18 protein-coding genes and 3 pseudogenes are annotated in these 20544 nt (G+C 55.0%); 5 read left to right on the top strand and 16 right to left on the bottom strand.

Translation table 11 applies throughout. The features are described from left to right. Positions 1–475 (top strand): tyrosine-type recombinase/integrase (locus ACKI5T_RS16530; protein ID WP_407438833.1); only part of this gene is annotated, 475 nt, incomplete at its 5' end. Positions 476–696: 221 nt separating this feature from the next. Here the strand turns inward: ACKI5T_RS16530 and ACKI5T_RS16525 are convergent. Next, positions 697–1179, bottom strand: coding sequence for a glutathione peroxidase (locus ACKI5T_RS16525; RefSeq protein WP_407438831.1), 483 nt, complete (start codon positions 1177–1179; stop codon positions 697–699). Positions 1180–1513: 334 nt separating this feature from the next. On the opposite strand from ACKI5T_RS16525, the gene ACKI5T_RS16520 reads away from it, so the two are divergent. Then, a complete protein-coding gene (locus tag ACKI5T_RS16520; protein ID WP_407438829.1) occupies positions 1514–2551 on the top strand; it encodes a helix-turn-helix domain-containing protein in 1038 nt (345 codons plus the stop codon). Here ACKI5T_RS16520 and ACKI5T_RS16515 read toward each other — a convergent pair. Continuing rightward, positions 2493–3548, bottom strand: a complete 1056-nt coding sequence (locus ACKI5T_RS16515; protein ID WP_407438827.1) for an alpha/beta hydrolase family protein — start codon at positions 3546–3548, stop codon at positions 2493–2495. The genes ACKI5T_RS16520 and ACKI5T_RS16515 overlap by 59 nt on opposite strands. Positions 3549–3878: 330 nt before the next feature. Here ACKI5T_RS16515 and yegS point away from each other — a divergent pair, with 330 nt between their 5' ends. Further along, complete coding sequence (gene yegS, locus ACKI5T_RS16510; RefSeq protein ID WP_407438825.1) at positions 3879–4778, top strand: lipid kinase YegS; 900 nt, start codon at positions 3879–3881, stop codon at positions 4776–4778. 53 nt (positions 4779–4831) lie between these two features. On the opposite strand, the gene ACKI5T_RS16505 is transcribed toward yegS, so the two are convergent. Genes ACKI5T_RS16505 through ACKI5T_RS16480 form a run of 6 tightly spaced genes read right to left on the bottom strand, consistent with a single transcriptional unit; the run spans position 4832 to position 11195 of the window. Then, a complete protein-coding gene (locus ACKI5T_RS16505) occupies positions 4832–5605 on the bottom strand; it encodes an ABC transporter ATP-binding protein (RefSeq protein WP_015959701.1) in 774 nt (257 codons plus the stop codon). A 9-nt stretch (positions 5606–5614) separates the two neighbouring features. Beyond that, positions 5615–6478: an ABC transporter ATP-binding protein gene (locus ACKI5T_RS16500; RefSeq protein ID WP_407438823.1), complete on the bottom strand. Its 864-nt coding sequence runs from the start codon at positions 6476–6478 to the stop codon at positions 5615–5617. Next, positions 6450–7355, bottom strand: a complete 906-nt coding sequence (locus tag ACKI5T_RS16495; RefSeq protein WP_059179213.1) for an ABC transporter permease — start codon at positions 7353–7355, stop codon at positions 6450–6452. Before ACKI5T_RS16495 ends, ACKI5T_RS16500 begins: the two co-directional genes overlap by 29 nt. Beyond that, entirely contained in the window at positions 7352–8389 is a 1038-nt protein-coding gene (locus ACKI5T_RS16490) for an ABC transporter permease (RefSeq protein ID WP_407438821.1), read from the bottom strand. Before ACKI5T_RS16490 ends, ACKI5T_RS16495 begins: the two co-directional genes overlap by 4 nt. Then, positions 8386–10002: an ABC transporter substrate-binding protein gene (locus ACKI5T_RS16485; RefSeq protein ID WP_407438819.1), complete on the bottom strand. Its 1617-nt coding sequence runs from the start codon at positions 10000–10002 to the stop codon at positions 8386–8388. Before ACKI5T_RS16485 ends, ACKI5T_RS16490 begins: the two co-directional genes overlap by 4 nt. Before the next feature lie 38 nt (positions 10003–10040). Continuing rightward, positions 10041–11195 carry a mandelate racemase family protein gene (locus ACKI5T_RS16480; protein WP_407438817.1) on the bottom strand — a complete coding sequence of 385 codons (1155 nt, stop codon included), beginning with the start codon at positions 11193–11195 and terminating at the stop codon, positions 10041–10043. Between the two features lie 242 nt (positions 11196–11437). Here ACKI5T_RS16480 and ACKI5T_RS16475 point away from each other — a divergent pair. Further along, positions 11438–11569 (top strand): annotated as a pseudogene (locus tag ACKI5T_RS16475) (Arm DNA-binding domain-containing protein); the annotation flags it as partial. 428 nt (positions 11570–11997) lie between these two features. Next, complete coding sequence (locus tag ACKI5T_RS16470; protein ID WP_407438815.1) at positions 11998–12234, top strand: YgdI/YgdR family lipoprotein; 237 nt, start codon at positions 11998–12000, stop codon at positions 12232–12234. A 238-nt stretch (positions 12235–12472) separates the two neighbouring features. Here ACKI5T_RS16470 and ACKI5T_RS16465 read toward each other — a convergent pair whose 3' ends face one another. From ACKI5T_RS16465 to tssC, 8 genes and pseudogenes are all read right to left on the bottom strand, one after another. Beyond that, complete coding sequence (locus ACKI5T_RS16465; protein ID WP_407438813.1) at positions 12473–13252, bottom strand: SDR family NAD(P)-dependent oxidoreductase; 780 nt, start codon at positions 13250–13252, stop codon at positions 12473–12475. A 43-nt stretch (positions 13253–13295) separates the two neighbouring features. After that, positions 13296–14201, bottom strand: coding sequence for a dihydrodipicolinate synthase family protein (locus ACKI5T_RS16460; RefSeq protein WP_407438811.1), 906 nt, complete (start codon positions 14199–14201; stop codon positions 13296–13298). Continuing rightward, on the bottom strand, positions 14201–15907 hold the full coding sequence (gene ilvD / locus ACKI5T_RS16455) for a dihydroxy-acid dehydratase (protein ID WP_407438809.1): 1707 nt from the start codon (positions 15905–15907) through the stop codon (positions 14201–14203). Before ilvD ends, ACKI5T_RS16460 begins: the two co-directional genes overlap by 1 nt. A 17-nt stretch (positions 15908–15924) precedes the next feature. Continuing rightward, positions 15925–17313 carry an MFS transporter gene (locus tag ACKI5T_RS16450; RefSeq protein WP_407438807.1) on the bottom strand — a complete coding sequence of 463 codons (1389 nt, stop codon included), beginning with the start codon at positions 17311–17313 and terminating at the stop codon, positions 15925–15927. A 51-nt stretch (positions 17314–17364) separates the two neighbouring features. Continuing rightward, positions 17365–18804 (bottom strand): annotated as a pseudogene (locus tag ACKI5T_RS16445) (sugar porter family MFS transporter); the annotation flags it as partial. Between the two features lie 15 nt (positions 18805–18819). Continuing rightward, a complete protein-coding gene (locus ACKI5T_RS16440) occupies positions 18820–19038 on the bottom strand; it encodes an SMP-30/gluconolactonase/LRE family protein (protein WP_407438805.1) in 219 nt (72 codons plus the stop codon). Between the two features lie 29 nt (positions 19039–19067). Then, positions 19068–19319 carry a CoA transferase gene (locus ACKI5T_RS16435; RefSeq protein WP_407438803.1) on the bottom strand — a complete coding sequence of 84 codons (252 nt, stop codon included), beginning with the start codon at positions 19317–19319 and terminating at the stop codon, positions 19068–19070. Between the two features lie 38 nt (positions 19320–19357). Further along, positions 19358–20464: pseudogene (gene tssC / locus ACKI5T_RS16430) on the bottom strand (type VI secretion system contractile sheath large subunit); the annotation flags it as partial. Between the last annotated feature and the right edge of the window lie 80 nt (positions 20465–20544).

The raw sequence follows: 20544 nt of genomic DNA, 5'->3' as shown, positions 1-20544 counted from the left end.
TAATAAAAAAATCGCGATTCTTTGCCTTAGCACCGGCGCGAGGTGGAGCGAGGCAGCAAAACTGAAAGCGGAAAACATCATTCAAAATCGCGTCACGTTTGTTAAGACAAAGACCAACAAGCCGCGAACCGTTCCGATATCCGAGGAGCTGGCAAGAATGATCACTGCAGGTAAGCGTGGCTTTCTGTTCACTGACGCCAACTATCCAGCGTTCAGAAGGCTAATGAAGGAGTTGAAACCGGACCTGCCACCGGGTCAGGCTACACACGCATTGCGTCACAGCTTTGCTACTCACTTTATGATTAACGGAGGCAGTATTATCACGCTTCAACGGATTCTCGGGCATTCAAGGATTGAGCAGACAATGACCTATGCACACTTCGCCCCTGAATACCTGCAGGACGCGATAACGCTCAATCCTTTACGCGGTGGCACTGACGCTCAGAGTGTCCACACAGTGTCCACGCTTGAGTGATTTATAGTGGTTTTCAGTGGTCTTGTATGTGCCGCAAACCCGCATTGCACCGCTGAAAGCCCCTGCTGTAAGGGTGAATAAACGCCCTTACGCAGGCTTATTTTTTTGCCTTCAGCAAACTATTTCAAACAAAACACGCATTTCGAGAATGTAAGGTGACATTTAGCCACCAGCCTTTTTCGCGCGCTCCCTACAGCAGAAAAGTTCGAATCAACGAATACTTAGACTTCAAGCGCATCACGGATTGCGGCTTCCATTTTCTCCGGGGCGGTGATCGGTGCAAAACGCTTGAGCGGTTTACCGTCGCGTCCAATCAGGAATTTCGTGAAGTTCCAGTTGATCCGCCCACCCAGCACGCCGGGCAATTCGCTTTTGAGATAACGAAACACCGGATGCGTTGCGGTTCCGTTGACCTCAACTTTCTCAAACATCGGGAAGCTCACCCCGTAGTTAATGTGGCAGGTCTGCGCAATTTCGTCGGCACCGCCGGGTTCTTGTTTTCCGAACTGGTTGCAGGGGAAACCAAGCACCACCAAACCTTGGGCGGCGTATTTTTTGTAAAGCGCTTCAAGGCCGCCATATTGTGGCGTGAACCCACACCGACTGGCGGTATTAACCACCAGAACCACCTTACCCGCGTAGTCGTTCATAGAGATAATCTTGCCGCCAAGGCTGGTGGCTGTATGTTGATAAAAAGACATCATGACGAAAACCTCATAGTAGATCCCTTCCAGGCATCCCAGATTATAGAATCTGGTTTTCAACGTGTACGCTTCTGACTGTGAGTTCAATTGTTCTCACAACTGGTTAAGACATTACTCATATCTCGATGTATTAATTAACGGAGCTAAGGTCATTTATTCCTCATGAGTGAGGGTCAGATGGATCCGAAAAAAGGGCGGTTTGGAAATGAGATAAATCGTCCGCAAGCAAGTTGTATCTTAATGGATTGTTATACCGTTTAATTAGGTTGAAGGAGACAGATTACCTTCATGTGTGCGAATATACTTTGTAAATCTTTATGATGGTATTGTGGTTATGTTCTCTGTTCCCTTTCCTGTTATTACTTTATTTGCGCTATTGATTTTAATAGTAATGGCGCTATTCCCTGGAAAAAAACGTCACAATGGTACTCTGCGTTTTCTTATCGCCTGCACTCTCCTTCTGTCTGTAGGCACGCTGCGCTGGGAATATGAGTCAGTTATGCTCAGGAATATTCAATCTGTCCTGGCAATATTTCTGCCACCTTTCGCCTGGCACAGTTTCATCTCAATGACTGAAAACAATAAGCAGCGTCGCTGGCTTTTGTTGCTTCTACCTCCAACCATTGCATTATTGATCAGGATGTTTTGGCCAGCTGCGACTGATTTCATCCTCTTTATCATATTTACGGGATACGGATGTGGCCTCTTTCGCATTGCATGGCAGGGGGAGAGTAATTTCACCCTGAGCCGGCTGGCGGAGTCAACGCATCCTGTTAAGATGGCTTTTTTAGCAGGCTCTTTTCTGTGTATATCTGCACTCACAGATCTTGCGGTTACATTTGACTTCTGCATCACGGGTGGAAAACAGGCACCGGGTATAATTGTCATTTCCCAGATGATACTCCTTCCCCTCATCGCCGCGGCTATTGTCAGTGCAGGAAGGACAGCTGTACTAGTCAATAATAAGCGGGAAGAAACGCTCCCCCAAAGTCATGTTGTTCCCGCGGGAGAGTTTGAAGAGATTTATACTCGACTCGAGAAACAAGTGCGTGAGACACAAATTTATCTTAATCCCGACCTCACTCTAAGTATTCTGGCGAGAAAAACTGGCATACCTGCACGTCATCTTTCAGGCGCAGTTAATTCTGTGAGTCAGTGCAATGTTTCACAGTGGATCAATGGCTTCAGGGTTGAACGGGCAAAGGAATTGCTGTTAAGCACCCAGTTGCCCGTGACGGATATCATGATGGAGTCTGGATTCACGACTAAATCAAATTTTAACCGTGAATTTCTCAGAGTTTCTGGCGTGTCACCTAGCTCTTTCCGCCAGAAGGTGCAGAGTAATCAAGTGAAGAATTCAGGAATGCACTGATCTTATTAACCAGATTTTGATGAATATCCGATCTCTTTCCCTGGAGTGCATCCTGGCATACAACCTCATCGCCAGATGATTCTTCTTTTAGGAGACGTTCAGCACCGGGTTTACAAAGCTGCATGAAACTGAAATGTGTGGCACCTTCGATTACCTCATATTGCCTCCGGTTCGGTTTCATATTGGCATTAAGGTATCCAGACTCCTCTTCTGCAGGTAATTCTCCTACTTTGTCATCCTGCGCGGCTAAAATTAAGACGGGAGTCGTAGTGGCATTCAGACTCTGAGGGGTGAAACCCGGTGCGAGTCCCAGATCAAGAGAAACGACTGCCCGGACTCTTTCATCCCTGTGATTTGCAGAAAGTTTGTCCACGGACAGCATTTCATCGATGCCAAGTTTTTCTATTAACCGGCAGTCACCACGTTTGGAATGGTTTTGACAGTCTTTGATAAAGAGAGATGGAGAAAATCGCGCACCTGCCACTGACATTACTGTCCATCCGCCAAGGGAATGCCCTAAAGCAGCAATACGGTTTTTGTCCGTTGCGCCAAATAGCGCGGGCGATTCACTGACAAAATCAATTACCAGGGAAATATCGCTCGGGCGTCGCCACAACTTTTTCGCCTCTATCGGATTCTGATCAAAAGTAGTCGTACCCGGATGGTCCGGGGCGGCAACAATGTATCCTTCCTCTGCCATCGCAGCAGCAATCCAGGACAGGTTCCGCCAGTTTCCATTATATCCGTGCGAAATAACCAGCAGAGGATGTACTCCAGGTAATGGTGGTGCATCGGGGTTTGCCGTAACGCCAACGAAAGCGGGATTGCTTCCTACATTAACCGGTTTTCCCTTAGTCGATGTTGGATACCACACAGTCAATTTTAGCGTTTCGGACTGAGAGTCTGATAGCGTTATCTGACGAAATCCTGGAGATGCCTGCACTTGTAAGCAGTAAAAGAATACGGAAAATAAACAAAAAGCTCTTATGCACATCATAAATAATCCTGTAGAGATGAATTGTGCAACTTGTATATATCAGGTCCGATATTCAGGCGTCCTGGAACACGATTGAGGTCGTGAAATAGGTTTTTCCGGCTTTTTTATGTACAACACTGACATAGGGATGCCTGAGTATTACTCCTGTCCCGAATGACATGCTTACATAGAGTGGAGGTTGTAATATCCGCCCCTGGCACAAGTCCGGCATTCACGTCATCAACATCACAAATCGAACAGGAACATATTGTGTCCCTTTCATCCTGTTCTTACGCGCTTTTCCCTTCCCTGAGATACACTCTTGATAGAGCTAAATAGGGAGCACCGTGGATGGCGACATATCCGGAAAGTTTACTGATCCTCAACGGCAAAAGTGCCGGTAACGAACTGCTGCGCGAGGCAATTACTGAGCTGCGTGATAACGGGGTGATTATTCACGTTCGCGTCACCTGGGAAAAAGGCGACGCTGCGCGTTATATCGAAGAAGCCTGCCTGTTGGGCGTTGAGACCGTTATCGCAGGCGGTGGCGACGGCACAATCAATGAAATCGCGACCGCGCTTATCGAGCGAGATGCGGCGGAGCGTCCGGCGATGGGGATTTTACCGCTCGGAACGGCCAATGATTTCGCTACCAGCGCTGGGATCCCGGAAAGCCTGGATAAAGCGCTCCAGCTGGCGATTGTGGGTAAAGCCGCAGCGGTGGATATTGCCCAGGTTAACGATAAAACCTGCTTTATAAACATGGCGACGGGCGGTTTTGGCACGCGTATCACCAGCGAAACGCCGGAAAAACTCAAAGCAGCGCTCGGCGGCGTGTCGTATTTGATTCATGGTCTGATGCGGATGGATATGCTGAAACCCGACCGCTGTGAAATTAACGGCGAGAATTTTCACTGGCAAGGTGATGCGCTGGTGATTGGCATCGGCAACGGGCGTCAAGCAGGTGGCGGACAGCAACTTTGCCCCGATGCGTTGATTAACGACGGTTTGCTGCAGCTGCGTATATTTACCAGTGATGGATTACTGCCAGCGCTGTTCACCACGCTGACCAATCCGGAAGAAAGCCCCAATATTCTCGACGGTCAGTCCGAGTGGTTTGAAATTATCGCCCCACACGGTATGACGTTTAATCTGGACGGCGAGCCGCTGAGCGGGGAGCATTTCCGTATTTCGCTGTTGCCCCGAGCGCTGAACTGTCGACTGCCGCCAGATTGTCCGCTTTTGCGCTGATGTTTTCGCCCTGTGCGCGAAAGTGCATTCTCCCACAGGGGGAATAAACCGTTTTAATACACCGCCACTTCGCGCGCCATCTCACGACTGTACTGCTGGCTGGCATTCACCAGCATGCGTGTATAGTCAGTTTTGGCGTTGCCGGCCACCAGTTCATCCACAGTTAAGGTCTCGAGAATTTTGCCGTACTGCATCACGGCCACTTTCTGGCACAAATGCGCAATAACCCCCAAATCGTGCGTCACCATCAGATAAGTGAGATTGGATTCGCGCTGCAAGTCTGCCAGCAAGTTCAGGATTTCTGCCTGCACGGACACGTCCAGCGCTGACGTCGGTTCATCCAGCAGCAGCACCTGCGGTTCCAGTATCAACGCGCGGGCAATCGCCACACGCTGGCGCTGGCCTCCCGAGAGCTGGTGCGGATAGCGATCGCGAAAGGCCCGATTGAGCCCCACTTTATCCAGCAAGCCGTGGATACGGCGATCCCGGTCATTCATGCCCTGAATTTGCAGCGGTTCTTCCAGAATGTCCCCGATGGTGTGGCGGGGATGCAACGAACCGTACGGGTCCTGAAACACCATCTGCACGCGACGACAGCGTTCCTGGGTGATGCGTTTCTCCAGCGGTTTGCCGTTGATTGCCAGCTCGCCGTCCCAGTGAGTAAACAGCCCGGCGAGGCATTTCAGCACCGTGGTTTTGCCGGAACCCGATTCGCCCACCAGCCCGTAAATCTCCCCTTCCTTAACGTGAATGTTCACGTCGTCCAGCACCTGATTGCGCTTCTCGCCTTCGCCAAACGCGAGGTTGAGGTGTTTAATCTCGATCATCTCTGCTCCTTACTCGGTGAGCCAGCTGGCCTGGCGCTGCAAGACCGGCAGCACCGGACGGCGATGGTTAAGTTCCGGCAGCGCGTTGATCAGGCCCTGCGTGTACGGATGTTTGGCGTTGTGCAGATCGCAGGCGGCGATGGACTCCACCACCCGCCCGGCGTACATCACCAGCACACGGTCGCAAAAACTGCGCACCAGGTTGATGTCATGGCTGATAAAAATCAGCCCCAGACCACGCGATTTCACCAGATCGTCCAGCAGTCCCAGCACCTGCAAACGAACCGACACGTCGAGCGCAGAGGTCGGTTCATCGGCGATCACCAGATCCGGATCGGTGATCAGCATCATCGCAATCATGATGCGCTGTCCCTGACCGCCAGAGATCTCATGCGGATAGAGGTGATACACACGCTCCGGCTGGCGGATGCGCACCACATTCAGCATCTCCAGCACTTTGGCTTTGGCCTCTGCTTTGCGCCCGGGGTGATGCGTCAGCCAGGCTTCGGCAATCTGGTCACCGACGCAAACCACCGGATTGAGCGAATATTTTGGGTCCTGCATGATCATCGAAATGCGCTTGCCGCGGATGCCGCGCATCTGCGCCTCGCTGACGCTGCGCAGATCCACATCGCCAAACTGCATACGCGTGGCGCTAATGCGGGCTTTCGCCGGGTGCAGGCGTAACAGTGCCCGCCCTACCGTGGATTTACCGGAACCTGATTCGCCGACAATCGCCAGCTTTTCTCGTCCGAGCTGGAAGGAGACGCCGCGCACCGCATTGGTGACCGCGCCGCCGTTCATAAAGTCGACGTGGAGATCGCGCACGTCGAGCAGAGGTGCATTATTCGCTGCGAGGATCGAGGATGTCACGTAGGCCATCTCCTAAGAAGTTAAACGCCAGGCTGTTGATCAAAATCGCTAGCCCCGGAATAGTCACTACCCACCAGCACTCCATCATGTAGGTGCGCCCGCTGGAAATCATCGCGCCCCACTCCGGCTCCGGCGGCTGTGCGCCAAGGCCCAGGAAGCCCAGCCCGGCGGCGGTCAGAATGATCCCGGCCATGTTCATGGTGATACGAATAATCACCGACGGCAGGCACAGCGGGACAATATGTCGCCACAGCACGCGTGGCGCGGACGCCCCCTGCAAACGCACGGCAGAGATAAAGTCCGCCTGACGCAACGAGAGCGTTTCGGCACGCGCCAGACGGGCAATCGGCGGCCAGGCGGTGATCGTAATCGCGATGACCACGTGCTCAAGCCCCGGACCCAACGCGGCGACAAACGCCAGCGCCAGTACGAGGCTTGGGAACGAGATGAAAATGTCGGTCACACGCATCAGCACCGCATCGACTTTGCCGCCAAAATATCCGGCAGTAACGCCCAACAGCAGGCCCAACGGGCCCACAGTGACCGACACCAGCAGCACAATATAGAGCGTGATACGCGAGCCATAAACCAGTCGGCTGAAGATATCGCGACCGAATTCGTCGGTGCCGAACCAGTGCTGCGCGTTCGGGGCGACCAACGCATTGTTGAGATCCTGAACCAGCGGATTGTACGGCGCGATCCACGGGGCAAACGCCGCGACAATCAGCAGGAGCAGAACAATTCCGCCGCCAATCGCCGTCAACGGGTTGCGCGCCATTTTGCCCACAAATCCTGCGGCCCGCAGAGCCGTACGTTTGATACGCTGGCGGCTTTCGCTGTTGCGCGCCCCCAGCGGCGTATCCAGAGAAACGGTCATGATTTCGTCCTCGGGTCGAAGAATTGATACAACATGTCGGAAAGCAGGTTGAGCATCACAAAGATCAGCCCCACCAACAGCACACAGCCCATCACCGCGTTCATATCGCCCAGCAGCAAACTGCCGGTGAGATACGAACCAAAGCCCGGCCATGAGAAGACGGTTTCAATCAGCACCGCGCCCTCCAGCAATGAACCATAGGCCAGCGCCACAACCGTCAGGAGCTGTACCAGAATATTGCGGAACGCGTGATTCCAGATAACCTGACGCTCGGTTAAACCCTTAACGCGCGCCGTGATAATGAACTCCTGCGACAGCTGCGCCAGCATAAAGCTGCGGGTCATACGGCTGATGTAAGCCAGCGAATGAAAACCGAGCAATGACGCAGGCAATACCAGATGGTTAATCGCGTTCCAGAACACCGCGCTATTGCCCGCCAACAGAGCATCGACGGTCATTAATCCGGTACGACGCGGCACGATACCGTCCAGCCCCAGGTCCAGCCGTCCGGCACCGCCCACCCAACCGAGCCAGGCGTAGAACAGCAGCAGCCCCATCATGCCGACCCAAAAGATCGGTGTGGAATAACCGGCCAGACTGATGATGCGGACCACGTAATCGGACATACTGTTGCGACGCGCCGCCGCCAGCACGCCCAGCGGAATGCCAAGCCCTGCGCCGACGATAATCGCCATGGTGGCCAGCTCCAGCGTGGCCGGGAAGACGCGCATAATGTCGTCGGTCACCGGTTTGCCGGTCAGCAGCGCATTGCCAAGATCGCCATGCAGGAGATTGTTCAGATAAATGCCGAACTGGGTCAGCAGCGACTTATCAAAACCTAACTGCTGATATACCTGCTGATAGGTACTGTGGTCCGCATCCGGGCCGACAATCGCCAGCACCGGGTCGACCGGCATCACGCGGCCGATAAAAAACGTCAGCACCAGCAGGCCAAACAGCGTGATCAGCACCTGCGTCAGTCGCTTTGAAAAACGACGGGTACGGGAGCCGGGAGAGAGGATCGCAATGCTCATTTGTCACCTCCGGTTTTGTAGACTTCGCGCAGGAACGTGGTGGCTGACGGGTGCGACTGGAAGTTTTTGACTTCATTACGCACCACGACCGAATCAACCATTTGCGAGAGCGGAATCATCGCCGGGATCAGCTCGTCGTAGCGCACCTGGATTTGCTGGTAATCGACAATTTGCTGTTTCGGATCGCGCTCAAGCAGCGCTTTGTCGATCATCTCGTTCAACGGTTTGTCATAGAAACTGGTGCGCCAGCCCTGGAAGTTGGTCAGCCGCGCTTCGTCGCTGTTGTCCGGGTTGTAAACCAGCGCACGCAGGCTGGAATGCGGATGTGGCTCTACGCCGCTGCCGCCGCGCCCGACCAGCAGGTCGAATTTACGCTCTCGCATGGCGCCGTAAATCTGATTCCCGGTGCCGGTAATGATTTTGGCGTTTATCCCCGCCTGCATCAGCGTGGACTGCACCGCGATGGCAATATTCAAGAACGGCTGATCGGCCAGCACGCGCAGCGTGGTGTCGAATCCGTCCGGATAGCCCGCTTCCGCCAGCAGTTTTTTGGCGCGGGGGATATCCAGTTTGTAGCCCGGATCCGGCAGCGTCGACGGCATTCCGGCTTTGATCGGCCGCTGGTGCAGCACACCATAACCCGGCATCAGCGCCTTGTTGATGCCCTGGTAATCAATCAGATATCGCACCGCTTCACGCACTTTAGGATTCGTGAAATGCGCCTCTTTCATGCTCATCGCCACGTAATACACCGTCCCTTTTTGCACGGCTTCAACCGTGAGGTTTGGGTCTTTACGCAGGGCGTTGATGTCGGAAACGGCCATATTGTTGGCAATATCCAGATCGCCTTTTTCAATCATCAGGCGCAGAGTTTGTGATTCCTGGAAATGGCGCAGCACGATGCGGTTCATCTTCGGCTGTTCGCGCCAGTAGTGCGGATTGCGCTGCATGCGCAGTACGTCTTTCGCCTGCCAGGTGTCGAGCATAAACGGCCCGGAACCGGCTTCGTTCGTCGTCAGCCAGCGGTTGCCCCAGTCGTTATTCATTTCATGAGTTTGCACCGTTTTGCTGTCGAGCACGCCCAGGTTGCCCAGCGCGCCGAGAGAGTAAATCACCAGCTGTGGATCATTGGCTTTCGGTAATACGATCTGGACCGTGTAGTCGTCCGGCGCGCTTACCTGCTGATCGATATTTTTCTTACTGAAGCCATAGGACTTCCACACCGACGCCTGCGCCAGATTCAAATGCAGCAGACGACGCATCGACCACACCACGTCCTGTGCGGTGAGCGGGTTGCCGGAATGGAATTTGACGTCATCACGCAGATGGAAGGTCAGGGTTTTGCGGTCAGGGGCGATATCCCAGCGTTTCGCCAGCGCGGGCCTGACGTTGGTGAGCTGGTTTGGATCGAGTTCAACCAGCGAATCGTAGAGATTCACCACGATGCCGACCACTTCGTTCCCGGTCATCGCGGCCGGGTCGAGCGTCAGCAGGTTGTTCATATTCATACCGATGATGAGCTGGTCGGGCGGCGTTTTTGCATACGCCGCACCGCTCCCCATCATCAGCGAGAGCGCGAGTAAACACGCCCTCGTGAGGGAGTTTTTGTTCATCTGTGTATACCGTTTGTAGGGTGAGATATCGTTATGTGTCAGTCGTGGCTGACGGTATTGTTTTCGATATACGCAAAATTAATGTCTTCGCCCAGTCCTGGGCCGGTCGGCAGGCTGACAATGCCGTTTTCATCCATCGGATCGACGATACTGTTGAGGTAAGCGGCAGGCACATCGTAATCCAGGAACGGATGCAATAGACCGCGTTCGTACCAGCGACAGTTCTTGATAGCGCCGATAACCGCCAGGCTCGCCGCGCCGTTACCGTGAACTTCGCAATCCATGCCAAACGACTCGGCAAGGTTCGCCACTTTGAGCGTTGGGGAAATACCGCCTACACCGTTTGCGCCCGCGCGTAAGATGTCGCACGCACCCGCTTTGACCCAGTCGGCACGGCTGTGGTGTTTTCCGCCCAGACTTTCCGGGCCAATGATTGGGATGGACAGGTTTTCTGCCAGCCAGGCGTAAGAGGACATGCTCTCTTCTTCCATCGGCTCTTCGAACCAGGCGAAGTCGAGTTTTTCCAGCTCTTTACCGATGTACAGCGCTTCGGTACGGCTGTACCAGTGATAGCCGTCGATCATCAGGTCGATATCCGGGCCGACCGCTTCACGCACTGCAGCGCAGGCTTTGACGTCCATTTTTGGGTTGGGTGCGAAGGAGACCGGCGGCATCCAGGTGTGCAGTTTGATGGCTTTATAGCCGCGCGCGACCAGTTTTTCAGCGAAGCTGGCGTATTCTTCCGGCGTCGAGAGGCCGCCCGGCAGGTCATCACCGCACATGGTGCTGCCGTATGCAGGCACTTTATCGCGGAAGCCGCCCAGCAGTTTCCAGACCGGCATATTCAGTTTGCGACCGATCAGATCCCACAGCGCTTGCTCCACAAACGACAGGGCGCGTTCGGTGAGTTGATGTGCGCTGCCGCGCTGCCAGTGCGCCAGATCCTGCCAGATGCGCTCGCGGTTGAACGCGTCCTGGCCGACCAGCACTTTACGAAAGAAAGTGTTCACAACAAAAGGGCGCACCACTTCCGGCGGCGCGAATGAATACCCTTTGGTGCCATCGTCTGCGGTAATCGTCAGCATCGCCATTTTGGCCATGCTTTCAGGTCCAGGATGTGAGTGCCCGGCGGTGTCGGACACCCGACGCGTGGGATACTGGAAGACGGTGACGTTTACAGATTCAATTTTCATTATCAGTCCTTAACACAACAGAGGTCATAGCGACGTCGTAATTTGAAAAGCTGTTTCGAAACTAACTTTAAGCGCAAAATTCGTCCACGGCCTTAGACAAATTCCGCTAAGCATCGACCATTTATTGTGCATATGCGCGGGAGGGAGTGATACTTTTCACAAAAGGACAGAGAACTGTGAAGTGGATCGGGAGGGGAGTTTAGCTGAAATGAAATTAGGTTTCGGATTTTAACTGTGCGGTCTGGTGCCTTAAATACCGTTATGGAGGCAAAGAGAAAAAACTCTCCATCGGTGTGTATCCGTCTGTCACGCTGGCACAGGCCCGCAGTGAGCGTGACAAGGCCCGTCGGACAATAGCAGAAGGCAACGAGCCACGAACTGCTGGAGGACTGGACGCCCCGCCTTGCCGGGCTGAAAACCGAAGCTGTACGCGGAGAAAGCGCGGTTATGCCGATCTTCATTCCTGGAAACAGGTACTTAATCGTTCGGGACTAAAGCATGAATTTGTCCGTAAAATGTTCAACCTTGACAGACCGGGGACGCCAGATTCTGACAATCTGGTTTTCCTCAGCAAGTATAAAAATTTTGGCTAGTATCTGATATTGTTCCAGAGTCTGTCAGTTTAACTGCTCACGGTGGTTGGTTTATTGTTAAATCTCCGGGAGCATTATTCCCCCCTCCCACGCTACAGTTCACTAAACTGAAAATACTCAGTGAAGATAGCGATAACGCACCAGAAATCCATCTTTCACATCCCATATCCGGTACAGTGCCGCAAAATGCTATTTTACGGAAATTGAGAGTGCGTAAATTTATTTATCTGACCTTTATCGGACTGGCCGCACAGATGCTGGCGGGGTGTTCGACAAGCTATACGATGACAACCACGACCGGAGAGATGATTAAAACACAGAATAAACCTGAAGCAGATCCATCGACAGGACTCACGAAGTACGCAGATATTTATGGCTATCACCGCCAAATTAAAACCAGCGAAATCACGCAGATTATTGAAGGGGAGAAAACGATTTCCTGGTGAGATCGCCAGTAAGCATACAGCGTGAACCGTCTGGTCATAATCGGATGCATCCGACAAAGTGGTATCCACCAAATACTTGTGGGAAAAGCATTATACGCAGCAGAACCATGCAAGAAATAGCACATTTCTGTGAAGCTGATTACAGCCCCGGGAAAGAAACTTTCTCCCTCGTTTTGTATTCAAAAAAAGAATTCGGGGCTGAGCATTTTTTCAGCCCCGATAATGACCACCCGCCTTCCTAAATATCTTCTTCATCCTGCATGATAGCGCTGCGACCACCATCCATCACAATGGTGGTGCCAGCAATAAAACCCGCCTTGTCACTGGCTAAAAACAGGCACAACTCCCCGACCTCTTCCGGGCGACCAATGCGCCCCACCGGATGCTTTTTGATGGTTCTTTCACGAGCCAACTTCGCATCGGAGTGTGAATCAAACCAGACCTGATTACCGAGGGTATCAATAAATCCTGGGGCAATGCCGACGGTGCGGATATCCGGCCCCCATTCAATCGTCAGACTCTGGACCAGAGAGAGCAATGCCCGTTTACTGATGTTGTACGGCGCACAGCCCGGCATGGTTGAGAATGCGTGGTTTGAGGTGATAACGAGGATAGTGCCTTTGCTTTTACGCAATGCCGGCCGGGCGCATTTCGACAGATACCAGTGAGAACGGAGGTTAAGATTGAAGTTATGCTCCCAGTCGCTCTCTTCGCAGTCGATACCTTTGAACACGTTTTTCCCCGCATTCGACACCACAACATCGATTTTGCCGAACAGATTTTCCGCCCAGGTGACAAACGCGCTAATGGACTCCGTCCGGGTGACATCGACGGGATGATAAAAATAGTGCTGTGGGTAATCGGCCAGCATTTGCTGAACGGCAGGCGCATTTTCGGGCTCAGAAAACGCGCCGCCAATAACGATATCACCGTTGTCTAAAAATGTTTGTGCGATAGCCTGACCGATCCCCTGACTGGTGCCGGTAATGAGGACAATACGCTCTGATGTTTTTGTCATAGTAACCTCGGAACAGGCTGCGGATGAGCCGCAACCTTCATTATCATAGTTCGAACTGGTGGATGAACTGGTCAATAACCAGGGAGTCTTCCGGCGTAAGTGCCCATCCCGGCCTGCGGCAATAGTCGGTGGCAATAATGCCCCGGCGTTGCAGTATGGTTTTTTCCACCTGAATGATGTATTCGCAGTGGCTCATCCAGCGCTGAATATACGGCAGCAAGCTCTGGTGCAGCGCTTCAGCCTTTTCAGTTTCACCGTTCAGCCAGTGACGATAGATACGCACGTAGACTTCCGTAAACGAGCACCCTGGCATCACGCCTTTGCCCCCTGCCGCAAGCATTTGCAGCATATACAGCCCGGCATAGCCGTTTAGCACGCTGGCCTGCGGGGCTTTGGTCAGGAATTCACGGGTGTACTCCACCGGCGGATTGCACTCGATTTTAAACACCGCATGGGGATACCGGGCCGCGATCGCCGCCATCTGCTCAGGAGTGATCAACAGGCCGGTTTCCCCCGGTGCGTACTGGACCATCACCGGAATATCCACCGCCTCGAGGACGGCAAAAATATGTTCCTGAATCGCCTGCGGGCTTGGGCTCAGAAAGAACGGCGGGAGCAGCATCAGAGCATCGACGCCGAGTTTTGCGTAGTCACGAGCGCGTTTTACCGCCTGTTCCGTGCAGTGATCCGTGACCGACATCGCCCGATACAGCGGGCTCCCGGCGAGGGTGGAGACAAACAGCTGCGCCAGACGGTTCCGTTCGTGATCGTTAAGCTTAGGAAACTCGCTGGCGATGCCAAACAGCGTGGTACCCTGGGCTCCGCTGTTCGCGAGATGTTCCAGCAGGCGCACCAGGCTTTTTTCATCCATTTCGCCCTGCGCGGTAAATGGCATGGCGGTAATCGGGTTAACCCCGGCAATCTGCTGAGCGCTGTAGCGTAGGGTCATCAGTCGTCCTCCCTGTCCGCCAGTACGGCGCCTTGTGCGGCAGGCAATGCCCAGCGCCGGTAAAGGCGCAGGAAGCCGCGCGGGACTTCTTTGTTGACCGGCTTCCAGCTTTCGCGGCGGGTGGCGAGTACCTCTTCTACCACGTGCAGCGTCAGGGTGCGGGTCGGGATATCAATCGAGATCTCGTCGCCGTTTTCCACTAAGCCCAGTTCGCCGCCGTCTACAGCCTCCGGTGAAATGTGGCCGACAAACAGGCCGCGATTGGAGCCGGAGAAACGTCCGTCGGTGATCAGCGCGCAGCTGTCCGACAGACCCATGCCCTCAAGAGATTTCATCGGTTTGTACATTTCCGGCATCCCTGGCCCACCTTTCGGCCCTTCGTAGCGCAGCACCAGCACGCTCCCCGGCTGAATTTTCCCGGACATGATGGCTTCGACGGACTCCTGTTCGCTGTTGAACACCACCGCCGGGCCGCGGAATACCATCAGGTTTTCCGGTACCGCCGCCGGTTTCACCACGCAACCAAGCGGGGACAGGTTGCCGTGCAGCACCGCCACGCCCGCCTCGTTACGCACCGGGATCGTCAGGGTGTGGATCACCTCCGGACGGCTGCTGCGTTTGGCCTGCGCCAGCAGTTCGCCTTTGGTTTTCCCGGCCACCGTCAGCGCACTGAGATCCATCAGGGAGCTGATCTCTTTCTCCACCGCCTGCACGCCGCCCGCCTCCCAGAAGTCGATCATGTCGTGTTCCGAAGCCGGATAGAGCGAGGCGACCAGCGGCACGTGGTGGCTCATTTCGTCGAAGGCGGAGAGCGGCAGATGGCCGAGTTCGGCTTCGTAATGGATCGCCTGTAGATGGAGGATGGCGTTGGTGGAACCGCCGGTCGCCAGCAGGTAAACCATCGCGTTGCGGATCGATTCCGGGGTGATAATTTGGCGTGCGTTGACGCCGTTTTGCACCAGTTTCACCGCCTGGCGGCCCGTCTCGGTTGCGCAGTCGCGGCGCTCCTGAGACACCGCAGGCAGCGTGCTGCTGCCCGGAAGGCTCATGCCGAGCACTTCGCCGATGCAGCACATTGTATTCGCCGTGCCGTACATGGTGCAGGAGCCAGGGCCAGGCTCGGCGATGTTCTCGATATGGGCGAACTCTTCTTCGCTGATCTCACCGCGTTTCTTCCAGCCAATCGCTTCGGTAACGATGTTGCCGTCCCAGTGTTTGCCTTTGTATTCCGCAGGGTACATCGGGCCGCCGTTGACCATAATGGTCGGGATATCGAGGCGCGCAGCCGCCATCAGCATCGCCGGGACAATTTTGTCGCACGACCCGAGAAGCACCATCCCGTCGAAGCGGTGCGCGCGCATCATCACTTCAATGGACGCAGTAATCACCTCGCGTGCAGCGAGAATATAGCGCATGCCGAGATGCCCTTCGGCGATGCCGTCGCACGGCGCGATGGTGCCGAATACCATGCCGACACCGCCCGCCTCTTCAATCCCTTCCAGCACTTTCGCCGTCAGCTCATTCAGATTGGCGTGACCCGCCGTGGCATTGGTATAGCTGTTCACCACGGCGATCACCGGGCGGCGCAGCTGTTCGTCGGTATGGCCCATAGATTTGTACAGCGCACGTTTCAGCGCGCCGTCATCACCTTCCAGGATTGGGTTGAAATGCGTGCCACAGCTGGCACATCCTCCACATCCACTCATATGTTTTTCTCTTTCTGTTAACGACTGATGTGATGCGCAGCTTCAGGCTGCACATCGTTCTGTTCTGGTTCAGGAATGACTTTTTTCGGGTTGGCAAGCCGGGCGGGCAACATCAGGATCAGCGGCGCACAGAGCAGCAAGAAGCCCGCGAGAATGTAGAGCCCGCTGTCGGTGCGCCCGGTGGCGTCTTTCACCCAGCCGAGCACCGTCGGGCCAAAGAAACCGGCAAGGTTGCCAATGGAGTTGACGAACGCGATCCCCGCCGCCGCCGCAGTGCCGGAGAGCAATGCGCCGGGGAGACTGATATAGGTAGGGATAAGCGCAAGGGTGCCGGACATCGCAAGGCAGATCCACGCCATCATCCAGAAAGTGGAACCGCTGCAATAGGCGCTTAGCGCCAGGCCAACGCAGCCGATCATTGCCGGAATGGCGATGTGCCAGCGGCGTTCCTGTTTGAGGTCCGAATGGCGGCTGTTCCACACCATAAAGCAGGCGCCAGACACATAAGGCAGCGCCGCCAGCAGGCCGATGTGGAAATCATCGCTCACGCCGGAGCTTTTGATGATCGACGGTAGCCAGAAGTTGATCCCGTAATAGCCAATGTTGAAGCTGAAAAAGACCAGCGCCAGCAGCCAGACGTAGCCGTTGCTGAGCATCCCTTTCAGGGTGCTGTCGACCTTGCCCTGGTTGGCGCGTTCGCGGTTGGTGACATCTTTCGCCAGATCGTCCACCACCACCTGTTTTTCTGCCTCGGTCAGCCATCTGGCGGACTTCACGTCGTTATCCAGATAGCGCAGCACCACGAAGGCCAGCAGGAATGACGGAATTGCCTCGACCAGGAATAGCCACTGCCAGTTATGCAGCCCGTCGACGCCTTCGAACAGTTTGAGGATCAGGCCGGAAAGCGGGCTGCCGATAATGGTCGAGAGCGGCGTCACCAGAATAAAAAGTCCGAGGGTGCGAGCGGAGCGCCAGGACGGGAACCACAGCGTGAGATAAAACACGATGCCAGGGAAAAAGCCCGCTTCCGCCACGCCGAGTAAGAAACGCACCACGTAAAACTGCGTGGGGGTGGTGATGAAGATCATCGCCGCCGACAGCACCGCCCAGGTCGCCATGATGCGGGCGATCCAGAACCGTGGCCCGAAGCGCTGCATCAGCAGGTTGCTCGGCATTTCAAACAGGAAGTAGCCAATGAAGAAAATGCCCGCGCCCAGGCCGTAGACCGTGTCGCTGAAGTTCAGCGCATCCTGCATATGCAGCTTGGCGAATCCGACATTGACGCGATCCAGGTAGGCGAAGAAATAGCAGAGGATCAAAAAGGGGATCAGACGGCGCGTGATCTTCGCGTAAACCTGCGATTCGGCGGCCTTTCCTGACAACTCTTTTGCAAGACTCTTGTTCATAACGACTCTCCAGGATGAGCGGCCTTGCGACGTGGCAGGCCGCCTGCGTTTTTATTTGGCCGTGATACTGTGACCAGCCGGGGCGTGGTGTTTTGTCTGTCCGATATTGCGCAGCGCTTCGCCGTTCATCAGGTTGCGCTCGATGTTTTCCAGCGAAATGTTTTTGGTTTCAGGCACAAACAGGATGGTCAGCACGATGCACGCCACGTTCAGCACGCCGTACAGCCAGAAGGTGTTTGGGCTGCCGATGGTGTCGATCAGCGTCAGGAAAGTCGCACCGATGATCATGTTGGCGATCCAGTTCGCCATCGTGGAGCAGGTGACGCCAAAATCGCGTCCGGCCAGCGGCTGGATTTCCGAGCACAGCACCCAGATCAGTGGGCCCGCACTCATCGCAAAACCGGTGATAAAGATCAGCAGCACGATTACGGCGGTGTACTGCTCGCTTGGATTGGTGATGCCGCTGTGGAACATGTAGCCAAGAATGCCCATGCACACTGCCATCCCGGCGAAGCCCAGCTTGAGGATCGGTTTACGTCCCCATCTGTCGACCAGGCCGATGGCGATAAAGGTTGCCAGCACGTTGGTCAGTCCTGCGATCACCGTGCCCCACATCTGCTCGCGCGTGGTGGAGAAACCGGCGATTTCAAAGATTTTTGGCGCGTAATACATGATCACCGTCATGCCGGTGAACTGCTGCATAAACTGCAGCAGTACGCCCATATAGGTGGATCGGCGGAAGTGCGGGTTGTGGCGAAACAGCTGCCAGCCGCGCTGTTTCATCTTCACGCTTTCACGGATCTGATCCAGCTCGTACTGGGCTTCTTTATCGGAGTTACGCAGCAGCTTCAGCACCTTACCTGCCAGGGCGTGACGATCTTTCATCGCCAGCCAGCGCGGGCTTTCTGGCAGGGTGAGCACACCGAGGAACAGCACGATGGCCGGGAAGGTGATCACCCCGAGCATCCAGCGCCAGTGGCCGCCAGCACTCAGTGCGGTGTCGGACAGGAAGGCGGCGAGAATACCGATGGTGATCATCAGCTGATAGAGGGAAATCATGCTGCCGCGAATCCGCTCCGGCGCGATTTCAGACAGGTATAGTGGGGCCGTAAAGGACGCCACGCCCACCGCCAGACCAAGCACAAAGCGGAACACGGAGAGCACCGCCATGCTGTCTGCAAAGGCGCAGCCCACGGAGCCGATCATGAACAGGATGGCACCGAGCAGCAGGCTTTTACGGCGACCGAGGCTGGAGGACATCGGCCCGCTGCACAGGGCGCCGAGTGCGGCGCCGAACATCATCACGCTGACCACAATTTCCTGGTGATGGCTGCTGAGGCCAAATTCATTGGCAATAAAGGGTAAAGCCCCGGCAATCACCCCCATATCAAGGCCAAACAGCAGGCCAGCGAGGGCGGCAAGAAAGCAAACAAGCAGCGTTTGCCGGTTGGTTTTTGTAGGGTTCAATGCTGTGTTCATAATGACACCTTGATTGTTTTCGTTTTTTTAAAGCTGAAAAAGACCGGCTGGCAGTCCGGTTAACGTGGTGGAGATGCTTAACAGCGCACCCTCCGTTTCATTCGGTCGCTCAAGCCCGTCGCGGGCTGAAGTGATGTACAGCTCATTAAGATCCGGACCGCCGAAGGTACAGCTGCTCGGCTGGATGACGGGGAGAGCAAGGCTGTCCAGCTCCTCAAAGTTCGTCTCGCAGAGTTGATACCGCACCAGGCGCGACTGTCCCCAGCGAGCGTTGATCAGCTGGCTAAATATCCGCTCAGGTAGTCGTTCCGGTATGTCGGCTCCTGCAGCGGCTTCTGTCCTTCCCCTTGAGCCATCGCCATCCCGGTACAGGTCTGGGCCAGTTGCTCAAAGCCAGGCAGGTTCTGCCACGGACCGCTGTGACCATAGCAACTGAGGTTGACCGCAATCAGATGCGGATTCAGATGCACCATTTCCGGCACCGACAGGCCGTAGCGCGCCAGCGCTCCCGGACGGTAGCTCTGCACAAATACGTCGCCGTCACGGACCAGCCGTGCCGCCGTTTGCCTGTCTTGGCGAACTCAAATTCACGGGTTTCGGGGATCATCACTTCTGACGGGATTTTCACCTGATTACCGGTGCCTAAATCGTACAGGTGGATTGGCAGGTCTTTCACCGCTCCCCCCGCCTGCGGACCACGTATCTGCACGCACCAGCCGTTGCTGATGAAGCTTTTCATCATATTGGCGGCAAAAGCGAACGACGCGCTGGTCCACAGATATTTCTCATGGTCCGGGCCTTTCACCTGCTCCACGTAGTTGAAGCTGCGTACGGGCACGGTGTCCGGGCCATACGGCAGGCGACCGAGCACGCGTGGCATCACCAGTCCGAGATAGCGGGAGTCATCCGTGTCGCGGAAAGATTTCCACTTGATGTACTCCGCACGGTCAAAATAGTTGCCGATATCTTTAATCGCGGCCACATCCTCCATCGAGTCCTTCAGGAAGAATCTGGGCCCTGCGGAGCCGATAAACGGCATATGGGCAGCGGCGGAGACTTTCGAAATGTTGCGCATCAGCGCCACGTCCTGCGGACTGGCGTCAAATTCGTACGCCGAAATCACTGCCGCAATCGGCTCTCCTCCGGGGGTATCGTACTCACTCGTATAAGAGTGCCAGTACAGTCCACTCTGGATAAGCTCCGGCGCATCCTCAAAATCCTGGCGCAGATCGTCTTTGGAGACATCGAGAATTTCGGTACGCACGTTCTGACGGTAATCGGTGTTGTCCACCAGATGCTTCAGCCCGCGCCAGAGTGACTCCACCTTCTGAAACTCCGGATGGTGCATCACCGCATCCAGCTGGCGGCTGATTTGATAATCCAGTTCGGCAATGTGGTGGTCAATAAGGGTTTTGTCGAGCCTCTCCACTTTCTGGCCGGATTTACGGATACAGTCCATAAAGACCTGCACGCTTGCCGTGATGCGCTCATTCGTATCCGCATCGGCCATCGCAGCGTCGTCCTGCCAGATGCTCAGGTCACTCAGGCTGGACGCGGGTTTCAGGTTGATTTTTTCAAACAGCGAGGCATATACCCCTTCAGATGCGGAACGTTCCCGGACGAGGGTCTCGCCTGCAGATACAGCCGTTTCATTCAGTACAGACATGAGCATTTTCCTTAATTTTTTCCGTCAGTCTTTCGGGGCCAGGGCGGCAATTTCACTGCGCAGTTCACTGCTGAGGGCCGGGTCGC

Source organism: Lelliottia sp. (assembly GCF_045627565.1).
GTDB lineage: Bacteria > Pseudomonadota > Gammaproteobacteria > Enterobacterales > Enterobacteriaceae > Enterobacter.
Note: the sequence above shows the minus strand (reverse complement) of the source record. Positions and strands in the feature narration are given on the sequence as shown.